The organism is Methylomagnum ishizawai (assembly GCF_019670005.1).
GTDB classification, from domain to species: domain Bacteria; phylum Pseudomonadota; class Gammaproteobacteria; order Methylococcales; family Methylococcaceae; genus Methylomagnum; species Methylomagnum ishizawai.
Genome location: NZ_AP019783.1, coordinates 4357076 through 4371596, shown reverse-complemented (window position 1 = coordinate 4371596; position 14521 = coordinate 4357076). Strand labels below are relative to the sequence as shown.

General features: G+C 61.9%; 13 protein-coding genes and 1 pseudogene. 5 read left to right on the top strand and 9 right to left on the bottom strand.

The genetic code is table 11. The features are described from left to right. Nucleotides 1-75: 75 nt before the first annotated feature. Entirely contained in the window at nucleotides 76-633 is a 558-nt protein-coding gene (yjgA, locus tag K5658_RS19760) for a ribosome biogenesis factor YjgA (RefSeq protein ID WP_221064772.1), read from the top strand. A gap of 11 nt (nucleotides 634-644) precedes the next feature. On the opposite strand, the gene K5658_RS19755 is transcribed toward yjgA, so the two are convergent. Then, complete coding sequence (locus K5658_RS19755) at nucleotides 645-1454, bottom strand: class II glutamine amidotransferase (RefSeq protein ID WP_246628514.1); 810 nt, start codon at nucleotides 1452-1454, stop codon at nucleotides 645-647. A gap of 133 nt (nucleotides 1455-1587) precedes the next feature. Here K5658_RS19755 and K5658_RS19750 point away from each other — a divergent pair, with 133 nt between their 5' ends. Then, complete coding sequence (locus K5658_RS19750) at nucleotides 1588-1938, top strand: cyclic nucleotide-binding domain-containing protein (protein WP_221064771.1); 351 nt, start codon at nucleotides 1588-1590, stop codon at nucleotides 1936-1938. Here K5658_RS19750 and K5658_RS19745 read toward each other — a convergent pair. From K5658_RS19745 to K5658_RS19730, 4 genes are all read right to left on the bottom strand, one after another. Beyond that, complete coding sequence (locus K5658_RS19745; protein ID WP_221064770.1) at nucleotides 1935-5066, bottom strand: efflux RND transporter permease subunit; 3132 nt, start codon at nucleotides 5064-5066, stop codon at nucleotides 1935-1937. The genes K5658_RS19750 and K5658_RS19745 overlap by 4 nt on opposite strands. 143 nt (nucleotides 5067-5209) lie before the next feature. After that, a complete protein-coding gene (locus tag K5658_RS19740) occupies nucleotides 5210-6769 on the bottom strand; it encodes a CARDB domain-containing protein (RefSeq protein WP_221064769.1) in 1560 nt (519 codons plus the stop codon). Nucleotides 6770-6796: 27 nt separating this feature from the next. After that, nucleotides 6797-7819 (bottom strand): DUF5123 domain-containing protein, encoded by a 1023-nt coding sequence (locus K5658_RS19735; RefSeq protein WP_221064768.1) that lies wholly within the window; start codon nucleotides 7817-7819, stop codon nucleotides 6797-6799. Between the two features lie 294 nt (nucleotides 7820-8113). Beyond that, nucleotides 8114-8338: a hypothetical protein gene (locus K5658_RS19730; protein ID WP_221064767.1), complete on the bottom strand. Its 225-nt coding sequence runs from the start codon at nucleotides 8336-8338 to the stop codon at nucleotides 8114-8116. Between the two features lie 220 nt (nucleotides 8339-8558). Here K5658_RS19730 and K5658_RS19725 point away from each other — a divergent pair, with 220 nt between their 5' ends. Further along, nucleotides 8559-9305: an SHOCT domain-containing protein gene (locus K5658_RS19725; protein WP_221064766.1), complete on the top strand. Its 747-nt coding sequence runs from the start codon at nucleotides 8559-8561 to the stop codon at nucleotides 9303-9305. A gap of 931 nt (nucleotides 9306-10236) precedes the next feature. Here K5658_RS19725 and K5658_RS19720 read toward each other — a convergent pair. The 3 genes from K5658_RS19720 to K5658_RS19710 form a co-directional block, all read right to left on the bottom strand. Next, complete coding sequence (locus tag K5658_RS19720; RefSeq protein ID WP_246628513.1) at nucleotides 10237-11196, bottom strand: TrmH family RNA methyltransferase; 960 nt, start codon at nucleotides 11194-11196, stop codon at nucleotides 10237-10239. 86 nt (nucleotides 11197-11282) lie between these two features. Continuing rightward, entirely contained in the window at nucleotides 11283-11657 is a 375-nt protein-coding gene (locus K5658_RS24295) for a hypothetical protein (RefSeq protein WP_221064765.1), read from the bottom strand. A gap of 115 nt (nucleotides 11658-11772) precedes the next feature. Next, nucleotides 11773-12009: a DUF3568 domain-containing protein gene (locus K5658_RS19710; RefSeq protein ID WP_221064764.1), complete on the bottom strand. Its 237-nt coding sequence runs from the start codon at nucleotides 12007-12009 to the stop codon at nucleotides 11773-11775. 137 nt (nucleotides 12010-12146) lie between these two features. Here K5658_RS19710 and K5658_RS23705 point away from each other — a divergent pair. Then, a pseudogene (locus tag K5658_RS23705) lies at nucleotides 12147-12299 on the top strand (transposase); the annotation flags it as partial. Between the two features lie 50 nt (nucleotides 12300-12349). Next, nucleotides 12350-12832, top strand: a complete 483-nt coding sequence (locus K5658_RS19705; RefSeq protein ID WP_246628512.1) for a transposase — start codon at nucleotides 12350-12352, stop codon at nucleotides 12830-12832. Between the two features lie 327 nt (nucleotides 12833-13159). Here K5658_RS19705 and K5658_RS19700 read toward each other — a convergent pair whose 3' ends face one another. Beyond that, complete coding sequence (locus tag K5658_RS19700) at nucleotides 13160-14407, bottom strand: SBBP repeat-containing protein (protein ID WP_221064763.1); 1248 nt, start codon at nucleotides 14405-14407, stop codon at nucleotides 13160-13162. Nucleotides 14408-14521 lie beyond the last annotated feature (114 nt).

The window sequence follows — 14521 nt, the reverse complement described above, 5'->3', positions numbered from 1 at the left end:
GGGCTTTTTCATGGCCGCCACAAAGCGCGAGCTTTGCTATAGTGGCCCCCCGCTTACCGAACCCGGATGAAACCCATGTGGACGGACGATCCCGACGATTACGAACCCGAACTCCCCCCCAGCAAATCCCAACTCAAACGCGACAGCGCGGCGCTACACGACCTGGGCCAGGAACTGATCGAACTCGCCCCCGAGCAACTCGCCCGGCTGGACCTACCCCCCGGACTCCTGGACGCGGTGCGGCTGGGCCGGACCATCACCGCCCACGGCGGACTGCGCCGCCAGCGCAAATACATCGGGAAACTGCTGCGCGACCTCGACCCCGAACCCATCCGCCAGGCCCTGGCCGATTTGAAAGTGGTCAGCGCCGACGCCGTCCGCCTGCAACACACCTGCGAGCGTTGGCGTGAACGGATGCTGGCCGGGGGCGACGCCGCCGTGAACGAATTCCTGGCCGAATACCCGGAAGCCGACCGCCAGAAACTCAGGCAACTGGTCCGCGACGGCCAGCGCGAGCGCCAAGCGGGCCAAGCGCCACGGGCGGCGCGGGCGCTGTTCCGCCATGTCCGGGAAACCCTATCGGCGGACGTGGACGGGACGGGGGATTTCGAGGAGGCGCCGGAAGCCGATTGACGCGGCCCGGCCTACAAACCCTCGACCGGAGCGCCATCCCGGAACAACACCAATTGGCGGGGCCGCAGCGCCGTCCAGGCTTCGTTGTCGGTGAGCGGCAAGGTGGCGATCACCGCGACCCGGTCCTCGGGCGTGGTGAGTTGGCTGAAATCGACGGTCACGTCCTGGTCCACCAAATGGGCGCAGCTGAACGGGGCTTGGCGCACCAGATAATGCAACTGGGTCGAGCAATGGGCGTAGAGGACGTCGCCGTTCGACAGCAGGCAATTGAAAGTGCCATGGGCGGCGATATCCTGGCAGAGCCGCTTCAACACCCCGAACAAGGCGATCTCGTCGGGCGGGCCGTTGGGGAATTCGCGGCGGAAGGTGTCGAGGATGTGGCAGAAGGCCCGCTCGCTGTCGGTATCGCCCACCGGGCGGTAATCGCCGGACAGCGCGGGCGCGTAGTTTTCCAGGTTGCCGTTATGGGCGAACAGCCAATAGCGGCCCCATAGCTCGCGCTGGAACGGATGGCTGTTCTCCAGGGCGATGCGGCCCTGGGTGGCTTTGCGGATATGGGCGATGACATTGGTGGAATGGATGGGGTAGCGCCGCACCAATTCGGCGACCGGCGATTCGATGGTGGCCTTGGAATCGAGGAAAACCCGGCAGCCCCGGCCCTCGAAAAAGGCGATGCCCCAACCGTCGCGGTGATGGTCGGTCAGCCCGCCGCGCAGTTGGAAACCCTCGAAGGAAAAACAAATATCCGTGGGGACGTTGCAATTCATGCCTAGCAATTGGCACATGGCGGTGTCGGTCGGGAGGTTGTGGAAAACGCCCATCAGTATGCCACGAAGCGGCCCCGGCCCCGCCCGGATTCCACCCCGCGCCGTCCATCGTTCCCGCATGGCGGGCCGGGAATGGGGCTGGTACACTCCGGCCCACCGCAACCCAGGCCTCCAGAACGGGACCGCCATGCATATCGATTTATTCAAGAATACCGACAGCGTCGAAACCTTCCCGGCCGGGGCGGCGATCTTCTCGGAAGGCGAGGATTCCGACGGCCTCATGTACGTCCTGCTGGAAGGCGAGGTGGAAGTCTTCGTCGGCGGCAAGCCGGTCAACCTGATCGGGCCGGGCGAATTCCTGGGCGAGATCGGCCTGATCGACCGCGGCCCGCGCAGCGCCACGGCCGTCGCCACGGTGGAGTCCAAGCTGGCCCCGATCAACGAAAAGCGCTTCCAGTTCCTGGTGCGGCAAACTCCGAACTTCGCCCTGGCGGTGATGCGCTCCATGGCCGAACGCCTGCGCCTGCCCCGCGACTAAGCGCCTCGATCCGGGCGGACGGGCAACCCCCGCCCCTTCACCCAGGCATACAAGGCCGGAATCACCACCAAGGTCAGCACGGTGGAGGACAGCATCCCGCCCACCATCGGCGCGGCGATGCGGCGCATGACCTCCGAACCCGTCCCCGTCCCCCACATGATCGGCAGCAAGCCCGCCATGATGGCGACCACGGTCATCATCTTGGGCCGTACCCGCTCCACCGCGCCTTCGCGGATGGCGGCATAGAGGTCGGCGGCCCGCAGCGCCCGTCCTTCCCGCCCGCAGCGCTCCCGCGCCGCCGCCAGCGCCTGGTCCAGGTAAATCAGCATCACCACGCCGGTTTCCGCCGCCACCCCGGCCAGGGCGATGAACCCCACCGCCACCGCCACGCTCAGGTGGTAGCCCAGGCCATACAACAGCCACACCCCGCCGATCAGGGCGAAGGGCAAGGACAGCATCACGATCAGGGTTTCGGTCAGCCTGCGGAAGTTCAGGTACAGCAACAGGAAGATGATGGACACGGTCAGCGGCACCGCCAGCGCCAGCTTGGCCTTGGCCCGCTCCATATACTCGAACTGCCCGCTCCAGGTGGCGTAATAGCCGGGCGGGAACCGCACCCGTTCCAGCACCGCCCGCTGCGCCTCCGCCACATAGCCGCCGATATCGCGGTCGCGGATATCCACGAACACATAGGCCGACAACAGCGCGTTCTCGGTGCGGATGACCGGGACGCCACGGTCCAGGCCGATCCGCGCCAATTGCCCCAAGGGCACCATGGCCCCCGCGGGCGTCGGCACCAGCACTTCCGAGGCGATGCGCTGCGGCGAATCGCGGAGTTCCCTGGGATAGCGCACGATCACATCGAAGCGTTCCCGGCCCTCGACCGTGGTGGTCACGGTCTCGCCGCCCAGGGCCGTGGCGATCACCTCCAGGAAATCGCCGACCCCGAGGCCATGCCGCGCCAATTGCAGCCGGTCCGGCTCGATATTGAGGTAATAGCCGCCGGTGATGCGCTCGGCATAGGCGCTGCCGGTGCCGGGCACGGTCTTGACCACGGCCTCGATCTGGGTGGCGAGCCGGGCCATTTCCGCCAAATCCTTGCCGAACACCTTGATGCCGATGGGCGTGCGGATGCCGGTGGACAGCATATCGATGCGGTTCTTGATCGGCATGGTCCAGGCGCTGGTGACGCCCGGTAGCTGGGTCGCCCGGTCCATCTCGGCGACCAGTTGGTCCAGGGTCAGGCCGGGCCGCCAGTGTTCCTCCGGCTTGAGGTTGACCACGGTCTCGAACATTTCCAAGGGCGCGGGATCGGTGGCGGTGGCGGCGCGACCCGCCTTGCCGAACACCGATTCGACCTCGGGGAAGGCTTTCAGGATACGGTTCTGGGTCTGCATGATCGCCGCCGCCTGGGTCACCGACAGCCCCGGCAGGCTCATGGGCATGAATAGCAAAGTACCCTCGTTCAAGCTCGGCATGAATTCGCTGCCCAACTTGGACGCGGGATACACGCTCGCCGCCAGCGCCAGCGCCGCCACGGCCAGGGTGGATTTCTTCCAACGCAGCACGGTCTCGATGACCGGGCGGTACAGCCAGATCAGCAGCCGGTTGATGGGATTTTCATGTTCCGGGACGATGCGGCCCCGGATGAACAAAACCATCAGCACCGGCACCAGGGTCACCGACAGCAAGGCGGCCCCCGCCATGGCGAAGGTCTTGGTGAAGGCCAAGGGCTTGAACAAGCGGCCCTCTTGCTCCTCCAGCACGAACACCGGCAGGAACGACACGGTAATCACACAGAGGCTGAGGAACAGCGCCGGGCCGACCTCCCGGGCCGCCGCGATCATGAGTTCCAGGCGGTCGGCACCGGGTTCGGCGCGTTCGAGGTGCTTATGGGCGTTCTCGATCATCACGATGGCGGCGTCGACCATGGCCCCGATGGCGATGGCGATGCCGCCCAGGCTCATCAGGTTGGAACTGATGTCCAACCAGCGCATCACGATGAAGGCGATCAGCACCCCCACCGGCAGCATGACGATGGCGACCAGGGCGCTGCGGATGTGGTAAAGGAACACCACGCAGACCAAGGCCACCACCAGGCTTTCCTCGAGCAGCTTGTCGCGGAGGTTGGCGATGGCCTTGAGGATCAACACCGAGCGGTCGTACACCGGTTGGATCGACACCCCGGCGGGCAGGCCGGGCGCGAGTTGGGCCAGCTTGGCCTTGACGTGGTCGATCACGTCAAGGGCGTTCTGGCCGTAGCGGGCGATGGCGATGCCGGACACCACCTCGCCCTCGCCGTTCAATTCGGCGATGCCGCGGCGTTCGTCCGGGCCGAGTTCGACCCGCGCCACGTCGCGGATCAGGACCGGCGTGCCGCCCTCGGCCTTCACCACCAAATCCTCGATATCGCGGATACCGCGCAGATAGCCCTGGCCGCGCACCATGTACTCGGTCTCGGCCATTTCCACCACCCGTCCACCCACGTCGCGGTTGCTGGCGGCGATCACCCGGCCCACCTCGCCCAAGGCGATGCCATAGGCTTGCAGCTTGCGCGGATCGACCACCACTTGGTATTGCCGCACGAAGCCGCCGACGCTGGCGACCTCGGCCACGCCCTGGGCCTTGGTGAGTTGGTAGCGCAAGAACCAGTCTTGCAGGGCGCGGAGTTCCGCCAACGAGTGTTGCACGCCCAGCACGGCATATTGGTAGACCCAGCCCACCCCGGTGGCGTCCGGCCCCAGGATGGGCACGGCGCTTTTGGGCAAACGCCCCGCGAGCATGGCGAGATGCTCCAACACCCGCGAACGCGCCCAGTACAAATCGGTCCCGTCCTCGAAAATCACGTAGACGAAGGACGCGCCGAAGAACGAGAAACCGCGCACCACCTTGGAATGCGGCACGCTGAGCATGGCCGTGGCCAGGGGATAGGTCACTTGGTCCTCGACCACCTGCGGGGCTTGCCCGGAATACTCGGTGTAGACGATCACCTGGGCGTCGGACAGGTCCGGCAGGGCGTCCAGCGGGGTTTTCAGCACGGCGTACACGCCATAGGCCACGACCAAGGCCGTCGCCAGCAGGATGAGGAAGGCGTTGCGGGCCGAGCCGTCGATGATGCGCCCGAGCATGGGGGTTCCTTACGGGGATGGATGGAACCCGTGTTATGGCGGATGGGCGGGGGGTTGGCAAGGGCGGGATTCGATGCCCGGCAGGCGGTCCCGCTGGAAGATTGGGTGGGGCGGAAGTGCTTGTGCGTTCCGCCCACGCCAGATTATTTGACCGTATAGGACTGGGACGTTTGATTGTTGCCCTCGTTGGCTTCGTTGGTTTGACACCAGCTATCGACAAAGGCACGCAGGCTTTTGATGCCCGCGGTTCCCGCAACCAGGTTAAGCGTCACGGTTTTGGAAGCACCTGCCGCCAGGGTTCCTAAGCTGGCGTAAGCGTCGCCTTCCGCGCCACAGGTTTGGGCGGTGGTTTGATTGGCCCACACATCCATATATCCGGCATTCCCGTTGGCTGTGCCTTGGTTTTTGACCGTGATCGTCGCCGTGAAGCTGCCCTGAGCGGTCGGCAGGCTGGGTGACAAGATGACTTTAGTGACCACGAAATCCGGTTGCGGCGCGGAACCGACCCGATACGAGAGCGTGGCTTGGTTGTTGGCTTCGTTGAGTTCGGCGCTGGCGCAGTTGCCATCGGCGAACACGCGCAGGGTCTTGGCCCCTGCCACACCAGCGGCTAACCCATTGACGTTGAGCGTCTTGCTGGCACCGGGTGCCAGCGTGCCGACGTCCACCGATTTGTCGGGCGTGGCGTTGCAGCTTTGCGCGGTGGGTTGGTGGGTCCAGACCGCGAGTTTCCCACCGTTGGCGCTGCCCTTACCTTGGTTGGTGATGGTGACGCGCAGATTGAAGCTGCTGTCGGGCGTGGGGGAGGCGGGATAAAGCAACAGGCCGCTGGCGACGAAATCCGGCAAAGTGGCGGTGGGCGTGGCGCTGACTTCGTTCGAGAGCGGGCTGGTTTCGGCGGAATTCACCGCCGCCATCTTGAAGAAATACTTGGTGCCGTTGACAAGGCCGGTGAGGGTGGCGCTGGTGCCGGTGAGGCCGGTTTTGACCGGGGTCGAGGATTCGCCACCGGCCGTGGTGCCCCGGTAAATGTTGTAGCTGGCCGCGCCCGCGACCGCGGCCCAATTCAAGGTGGCTTGTCCGTCGCCCGGCGTGGCGCTGGCGACGACCGGGGCGGGCAGGTGGATGAGGTTCAGGGTGGTGGTCAGGGTTTCGCCCCAGCGGCCCCATTCGTCGCGGCAGCGGCTGCCCACGGTGTGGCTGCCCAGCGCCAAGCCGGTGACGGGGAGAGTGGCGGTTTTCAAAGCCTCCTGGGTCGCGTTGAACACGCCATCCTGGGCGGGGAACGGCTGGCCTTTGCCCGGACCCGGATCGGTGTCGATGAAGTATTCGCAAGCGGCCAAGCCCCGGCCCGAGGTGAAATGGGTGAACCGGGCCGGTCCCCATTGGCCCTTGCTGTCGACGAAGCGCACGCACAGGTCGTGGACGCCCGGCGTTAGTTTGGAGACATCGACGCCGGTCTGTTTGACCGCTTCGGTGATGGCGTTCCAACTGCCATCGGTGGGTGGGAGCGGGATGCCCTTGCCCTCGCCGGGGTCGTTGTCGCAGGGGCTGGTGCCGGCGGCGTGGGGTTCCAGCCAGGGCGTGGGGTCGATGAAGTATTCGGCCCCGGTCAGGGTGTTGGCGGCGTGGGCGGAACCCGTGGCGCAAAGCCCCAGGAGCAGCGCGGCGCGGCGGTATAGGAGGGGTGTGATGGATCGCATGGGGGTGTCCTCTTCGCGGGCCGGGGCTTATTGGGCTTTGCCGGTGCCGGTGATGGTGAACGTACCGCCCACGGCGACATCGTGCGGCGAGGAGGCGAGGCCGGTGACGACGGGCAAGCCGCCCGCCGCCTTGGGCCAGAAGGTGGTGGCACCTGGGCCGCCGTAGACGCCTTGGTCGTTGCGGGTGCCGTCGGGGTCTTTGTCGGTCGCGCCGGGGCGACCGGCATCGACGGCGGGCGAACCGGGCAGGAGGGTGTAATCGCCGTTGTTGGCGTCTACGAATTTGGGGTCGCTGTTGTCGGTGTCGTTGGTACTGTTAACAAATGCGCCACCACTACAGTTATTGCTATAATCTCTATTCTTTGAGTTATTATTGTATCTATTATAAGAGGAATAAATTTGTGCATATTCACCACAAAAATAACTGTTCGCATAAATTCCAGTCCCGTTATTTAATAAAATATTATTATAGGCATTTATTGTGGAGCTTTTTCTTGTTGAATTATTGTATGTAAATGCCCCAATCGCCTGATAAACCGAGCCGTAAATAACGTTATTTGTTACCTTTACATTGGCGCCGTGAACGTAGATGCCAGTTGGGTTGTTTGAAATAATACAATTATGCACCCAGCCAGTTAAATTATCAGAGTCAAAATCAATGCCTATGCTTGAGCTGCTAGTAATTGTTAAGCCAGCAATTTCCACCGATCCTGCCAAAGTAAATCCATAAATATTAAATGGTATAGAAATCCCTTGAACCGTCGTCGTAGCCGGATCAGCCCCAAAAACTTTTAGCGACTTATTGGTGATACCCACATCCTCGTAATAAATCCCCGCCGCCACCTGCACCGTATCCCCACTCACCGCCTTTGTCACCGCCGCCTGGATCGTGCAAAACGGCTTGGCCGCAGTGCCATCCGCACCCGCGCAGTTGGCCCCCGCCGCATTGACATTCAGCGTGGCGGCCTCCGCCGACAGCGCAGCGCCCAGCGTACCCACGGCCAGCAAGGCGTGATGGGTGAATCGAAGAGTACCTCTGTTCATGTTCATTATGTTTTCCCCTGTTTTGTAAAAAATCCGATAAAAACAAGTTAACGGATAGGCTGTGTGTCATCTTGGTGAATTGCACAACCAAAAGCATGAACAAACTAACAAAATCCGGCGGGGCTTGCCCTAAAAAAGTTGCGTGATTTTCCGGTTTTCCGGCCATTTACCAGAAAAACGCGCAATTTTTTTGTATGGATGGATTTGACAGCGGGGCGTTGATATAAATCGATGCCGTAGCCCGGATGGAACGTAGTGGAATCCAGTTACGGCTGGAAATTGGACGGTCGGCCTACCTGCTTAGCGCAGCTTGGCCAACTGTTCCGACAAAGGGCTGGAAAAACGGTCGAGCCGGTTCGCTCCCGGCGGTTCGGCGGGCGGGTAGAACCCGAAATAGGCATAGGTCTTGAACACATCGGCGAAATGCGACAGGCCGAACTCCTTATAAAGCGCCCGGTATTCCTCGGTCTCCGGGTCGAAATCCTTGAGCACGACCTTCCTGATGCGCTTGATTGAATCGTCCACGTTGTTCTCGGTCCGCCCCAACAGCGCGGCGGCCGGGGTCCATCGGACACAGCCTGGAGACCAATATCCACCAGGGGCGCGCCCCCGGCGGCGGTTCCGGCGCAACCGCGAGGCCCGTATCGCCCGCCGCCGGAACGCGGCTTGCATCGCGCGGCCCTTTGGCCCATGCTGCCCTTTATTCCCACAGCTTATCCATCCACGCCAGGCCCGGAGGCCCGCCATGAACCTCAGCTACCAAGGATCACAGATCATCGAGGAACTCGCCCAACGCTACCAAGTCAGCGTGGATGCGGTCACGACCTTGCTACAAGCGGTCGTCAACGGCGGTGGGACCATGGCGCAATTCAGCCACCCCGAACTGGGCGGCAGCGGGCAATGGATGCAAGGCGGCATGGTGATGGTGGGCGATATGTTCAACCAAGCGCTCAAATCCAGGGTCGATGGGCTGTGCTACGAACTCGCCCAGGTCGCGGCCAATCCCGCGTGTTTCGTCCAGGCCGAACGGCCCGCCGCGCCCGGCGCGGCCAGCTTCACCCTGTCCAACACGGGCGGCGGCCACTGGTGGCCCGGCGACCTGGGGATGCCCGCGTCGTCGGGTGCCCAGAACCACGTCCGCTATGCCGTGTTCCCGCAGACACACCGGCTGGCGTTGGACATCGACGGGCGGGTCACGGTCTACGACACCCTGAACCACGAGATTTGGGGCGTGGGCCAGCAGCAGGGTTCCGATGCGTCCCTGACCTTCACCAGCCAGTGGGGCACGGTCAAGATCGCCGACCTGCCGGTCGTTTCCGGCCTGGGCACGGACCTATCGCCACCCGCCCCGTCCTACGCCCCGCCTTTCCCGCCCCAAAACGAAGGCGATATCTTCGCCCAAATCGAGCGATTGGCCGAACTCAAGGCCAAAGGCATCCTCTCGGAGGAAGAATTCGCCGCCAAGAAAGCGGAATTGCTGAACCGGATTTGAAGTTCCGCGCCGGCACCGGCTTATCGGGAATATCCGGTGCCGGATATTCCATCGCCCGCGACGGCGGATTCTTCGCCATACCCGCGATAAAAATACCTGGAACCGGCCCGGCACCGGAACCAAGCCGGAGGGCCTATCCTAATGGATCAATGGGTTGGATGCGGTTTACGGCTACCGTCCCTAGCCACGGGCATAAAAAAACGGGACGCCATCGCATGGGTCCCGCCGGAATGAGGAGGTATGTTAACGCACTCACAACGGCTCCTAAACCAATCGATTACTAGAAAACCGGAGAGTGGTTACAGATTAATTTAAAACCCCCTTTGCCGCAATGCGACAGATTGACGCATTTTCGGAGAGGGTTATCAGGATAGTTTATGCAGGTTATCACAGGGTTTTATGAGGCATTTGCCGCATCCCGGCCCGCGCCCCGCCGCCACCGCCCCGCCCCGACCGCCGCCTAGCGCCACAAAATCCGGCGATCCTTCCCAGTGCCGCTGCTCCAATCTGACGATCCCAGCGCCGATGCCCCAGGGCGGTACGCAATACCGGCCTTCCGTCCGCCACCGTGGCGTCGCAGGCCGCCCCACCGGATGCCCCGCAGCCAAACAGCGGCCCAGGCTTGCCACCTTCCCATCCTAGTCCCGGCCCCGCCTCGATGGCCGACCGGGCCGTTGTTTCATAAAAATCAACAGATATGCGATTAAGACTGGGATTGTGATTGATTTGGAAAGGATTAGACTGTGATCCAACTCAACAGCTTCACGGGTTTCCCCCATGACCACCCTTGAACTGATCTTGATCCTGGCTTTCGTCGGCACGATAGGCGGAACGATCCGGTTCCTGCGCAACAACTATCCGGGCAAGCCCTCGTCCGACTCCTGATGTCCCGTGTGTTCGCTCTCATTCCTCCTCGCTTGACGACCCACCCTCAAAGTGGGTCTTTTTTTGTCCGGCGGATGGCGGGCCGGGATGGACGGCCCGTTGGCGGGGCTTTGCGCGGGGCGCGGTCGGCGGGGACCGGTCCCGTGGCCGGGGGCTTGGGCGCGGCCCGCAGGGCGTAGGCCAGGATCGCGGCGGTCGCGGCGACATTCAACGATTGCACCGCGCCGGAACCGCGCAGGGTGACGATGGCTTCGCAGGCTTCCAAGGTCGCGGGCGGAAGGCCGTCCTCCTCGTTGCCCAGCACCAGGGCCACCGGGCGCGGATCGTTCCCGCGCAGGGCTTCGACCGGCACGCCACCCCGCGCCAAGGCCGTGCCCACCACCCGGTAATCCCGCCCGATGCGCTTCAACCACAATGGCAGGCGCGGGACGCGATGCACGCTCAGATATTCCAACCCGCCCTCGGCCACCCGGTAGGCCGCTTCCGATAAACCCGCCTGGGCCGGATGATCGGAAATCAGCAGGTGCCGGAAACCCAGGAAAGCCAGGCTGCGGGCGATGGCCCCCAGGTTATGGGGATTGCCGACGCCGTCCAGGATGAACAAGGATTCCCCGGCCCCGGCCCAGGTCCGCACCGCCTCGGGATCGGGTTCCGCCAACGGGCGCGGCTCGGCCACGGCCACGATGCCGCCGTGCAGCACGGTCCCGGCCACACGGGCCAGTTCCTCGCCATCCACCAAGCGGTAGGGCCGGTGCGAACGGGCGAGATAGGCGCAGAAATCGCCGACCTTGGGCACCATGCGGTCCTCGTAGAACAAGCGCAGCACCCGCTCCGGCTCGCGCTTGAACAAGGCCGCGACGGCGGGGAAACCGGCGATCTTGAGGGTGCGTTCCTGGGCGGGGCCGTCCGGGGGGGCTTCCAGCCGGGGGTTGGCCGGAGATGAGGAACGGTTCGGGCGGGAGGCGGGTTTGTGGCGGGCGTGGGGGGGGTGGGTCGGTTTGGACACGGGATTGCACGGATCGGAAGTCAAAGGGCGCTTATTCTAATCCAAGCCGCCCGCCAACCGGAGTCCGAACCCCAGCGCCGCCCCGCCTAGCCCCGCAGGGCCATGACTTCCGCGAGGAGCTTCATCTGGTGTGCGTATTGGGGTATTTCCGGGATTTTCCAGGCTTTCCCGGCGAGGCGCGACAACAGGTTGTTCAGCCACAGCCGGTTGGAGCGGGCCTGTTCGACCACAACCCGATAGGCTGTTTGTTCATACGCCATATAAAATCCTTCCAGGAAAACCTCTATCGTCTCCGATTCGCCCAGTAGCTGTATTTCGACATAGAGTTTCCGCGCATCGATATCGAAGTGGAAGTATTTCAACTCGGCGATATCCTTCAACACCTTGTTGGCGACCCATAGGATCATCGGGGTCGGGGTCAGTTTTATCGCCAGTTTGACCACGCTGGATTGATAGCTCATGCGGGTATTTCCGAGGGTTTTGGCCGAACCCAGCGCGCGCGGGGCTCGATCGAGGGGCCAGGCGTAGCGGGTCCGGGTTTGAAAAATCGGTATGCGGAATGGAGCGTTCGGCTTATCAACCGCTTTCCTCCATCTCGTTCCATTCCTGTTGCTGCAATAACTGGTCTTTTTCCGGCTTGCACTTGGCTTCGTCGTTGCCGGTACGTTTGAGGCAGGCGTCGTAAGCCTTTTGCAACTCCGCCTCCCGCTTCAAATAATAATCTTCCGATAAATATTCCTTGCCACCTTTGACAAAGGTGGCGCATCCGGAAACCAGGACGGTCGAAACCGCCAGGATCATGAGGTTTTTCATGGCCTGTTATCAACACCGCTTTCTTAAAAACTGTGATTACGGCACCGGCGCGGGCGCGGCGCGGATTCAGAAGCTGTCTGGCAAAAAGGAATTCATGTAGAGCCAAGCCCCCCGTTGACTTCCAAGGTTCCCCGATAATGAGCTATCCAAGCGACCTCAGCGAGGCCGAATGGTCGTTGATCGAACACCACTTCCGCCCGAAGGACCGGCGGGGCAACGCCAGCAAGCATCCGCGCAAGCGGGTGGTGGAGGGAGGCATCAAATGGCGGATGCTGCCGAAGGACTTCCCACCCTGGCAGACCGTCTACGACCACTTCAGCCGTTGGAACAAGGCCGGGGTGTGGGAGGCCACCCTGGACGAGATCAACGCGCGGCATCGAAAAAAAAGGGCCGGGCATGCTCCCCCAGCTACGCCCTCATCGACTCGCAGAGCGTCAAGACCCAGTACGCCAGCGAGGAGCGCGGGATCGACGGGGGCAAGGGGGTGAAGGGGCACAAGCGCCACATCGTGGTGGACACCCTGGGCCGCCTGCTGCCTGCGCAGGTCCATGCCGCCAACCTGCACGACACGGTGGGGGCGTGCGAGGTGCTGCGCCGGGCGGCGGTCCGGTTCGTCAACGAGAAACTGGGCTGGGTCCTGCACATCTCTCAAAGGATCGTGGACGGGTTCGCCGCCCTGCCGAAGCGCTGGATCGTTGAGCAGACATTCGCCTGGTTCGGCTCGTTCCGCCAGGTGAGCAAGGATTTCGAAACCCTTACCGGCACCGCCGAGAACGTCATCCGCATCGCCATGCCAAGGACCACCCTTGCCAAATGCGTCTGATTTTACCAAGCAGCTTCTGAGGGGGACGGTGGATATCCTGGCCGGGGTCTACGCCACGGGGAAGAAGTGTTCCGCAGACTTCCTCGAAATCATACGGAACTACCGCACCATTCCCGCCATGACTTGATTTCGGGAAGTTATTCGCGGCCAAATCCTTATTGTAGGGCGGCGCGATCTTTGACACAGACCTGTTATATCTTTACCACTCACCCGGAAGACTTGATCCATGAACTGGACCTGGGTCCAGTCGCCGAGGCCGTCGATGTGCTTGTTGGCGGCCCCCACTGTCAAGCATTCGCCCGCGTCAGACGCCCCAAAATGCCTCTTTCATTGAAACAACCCGTATTTTCGGAGATAGATATCTAATTTGCCCTTGGCTGCTCCGCCAAGATTGCCGTTAGTATTCCCACCGACATAAACCGCGTTGTTGTCATCAACACAGACGGCATTGGCGATATCGAAGTCGCTCGTGCCGAACTGCCGGCCTTTCAATAGTTGGCCGTCGGTATTGTATTTGCGGACGAAGGCGTCGTAGGAGCCCTGGTTGATGCTGTTTAGTTTTCCCATGCTCGATCCCACGACATATATATTCCCCACCGGATCGACTGTTAGGTCGTTTCCGTAATCATCGCTGTCGGTACCGAATTGCCTAGTCCACAGGATGGTTCCGTCTGAGCCATATTTACGCAAAAAGACATCATCGTAGCCTTGGTTTTGGTCAACGAGGTTGCCCCTGGTAATCCCCGTAAGGTACACATTGCCCCCCTTATCTGCCGCTAGGGCATGCACATAGGTAAGCTGGGTCGAACTTGTCGGAAAGAAGGGAACGGTCCAGGCGGCGATCCCTTGGGCATCCAGCCGGGTAAGGCTGGTATTCCATTTTTGGAAAGAAACACTGTTGGCCGCGACATAGATATTGCCATTGGGGTCGATGGCCAAGCTCGGGCGGGCTGCGTAGGGCGACGAGATATCATTGACCTGTTTTTCCCATAGCAGCCCCCCCGAGACATTATATTTTCTAATGAAAACCTGCCGATTTTGATACGGGTAGTATGCCTTTTCGAAAAGGATGACGATGGCGTTCTTGCCTCGGGGGTCGGTGGCGATAGCATTGGCGGTTAAACGGGTGCGGTCACTGACCACGGGAACCGTGAATTGTTTTGTCCATAACGTGGTCCCCGTTGAATCTAGGCTCTGGACGTAAATATAGTCGCGCTCGTTAGGCCAGGTTCCGGCAATATAGGAGCCCACGGTATACGCATGGCCGTTTTTGTCCATGGTGATTCCATCTATCGAGGCGGAATCCTTGCCTTGGTGCCAGAGGAGGGTTCCAAGCCCATCGTATTTGCGAACAAATCCATTGGTACCGCCGGAACTGGGGTCCACGCTGTTCCCTGCGACAAGGGCGTTGCCTAAAGAGTCGTGCGCGATACCCGTCAACTGTTCATCCAGGGGAGACCCGTAATGTTTGGTGTAGTCGATGGTGATCAGAGGCGGGGCCGCTGCGCAGGTGTCAGCGAAGGCGAGGGCAAAAAACGCGGCGCAGAGGAATTTATAGACGTTGTGATTGTTCATGGCCTGTACCTGGTTGCGTCTCGACACGTCGAATCGATACTAACAGAAAGTAATGTTCACTCCCAATCTCATCGACAGACTACGGTTGTGCGGGCGGCGAGTCCGTAAAAAAGG

Bases quoted from the DNA above. Each gene is read 5' to 3' on its own strand.
- K5658_RS19725 (WP_221064766.1), top strand. From the start codon at position 8,559: ATGAACCTCAGCTACCAAGGATCACAGATCATCGAGGAACTCGCCCAA.
- K5658_RS19745 (WP_221064770.1), bottom strand. From the start codon at position 5,066: ATGCTCGGGCGCATCATCGACGGCTCGGCCCGCAACGCCTTCCTCATC.
- yjgA (WP_221064772.1), top strand. From the start codon at position 76: ATGTGGACGGACGATCCCGACGATTACGAACCCGAACTCCCCCCCAGC.
- K5658_RS19710 (WP_221064764.1), bottom strand. From the start codon at position 12,009: ATGAAAAACCTCATGATCCTGGCGGTTTCGACCGTCCTGGTTTCCGGA.
- K5658_RS24295 (WP_221064765.1), bottom strand. From the start codon at position 11,657: ATGAGCTATCAATCCAGCGTGGTCAAACTGGCGATAAAACTGACCCCG.
- K5658_RS19740 (WP_221064769.1), bottom strand. From the start codon at position 6,769: ATGCGATCCATCACACCCCTCCTATACCGCCGCGCCGCGCTGCTCCTG.
- K5658_RS19750 (WP_221064771.1), top strand. From the start codon at position 1,588: ATGCATATCGATTTATTCAAGAATACCGACAGCGTCGAAACCTTCCCG.
- K5658_RS19755 (WP_246628514.1), bottom strand. From the start codon at position 1,454: ATGGGCGTTTTCCACAACCTCCCGACCGACACCGCCATGTGCCAATTG.
- K5658_RS19735 (WP_221064768.1), bottom strand. From the start codon at position 7,819: ATGAACATGAACAGAGGTACTCTTCGATTCACCCATCACGCCTTGCTG.
- K5658_RS19700 (WP_221064763.1), bottom strand. From the start codon at position 14,407: ATGAACAATCACAACGTCTATAAATTCCTCTGCGCCGCGTTTTTTGCC.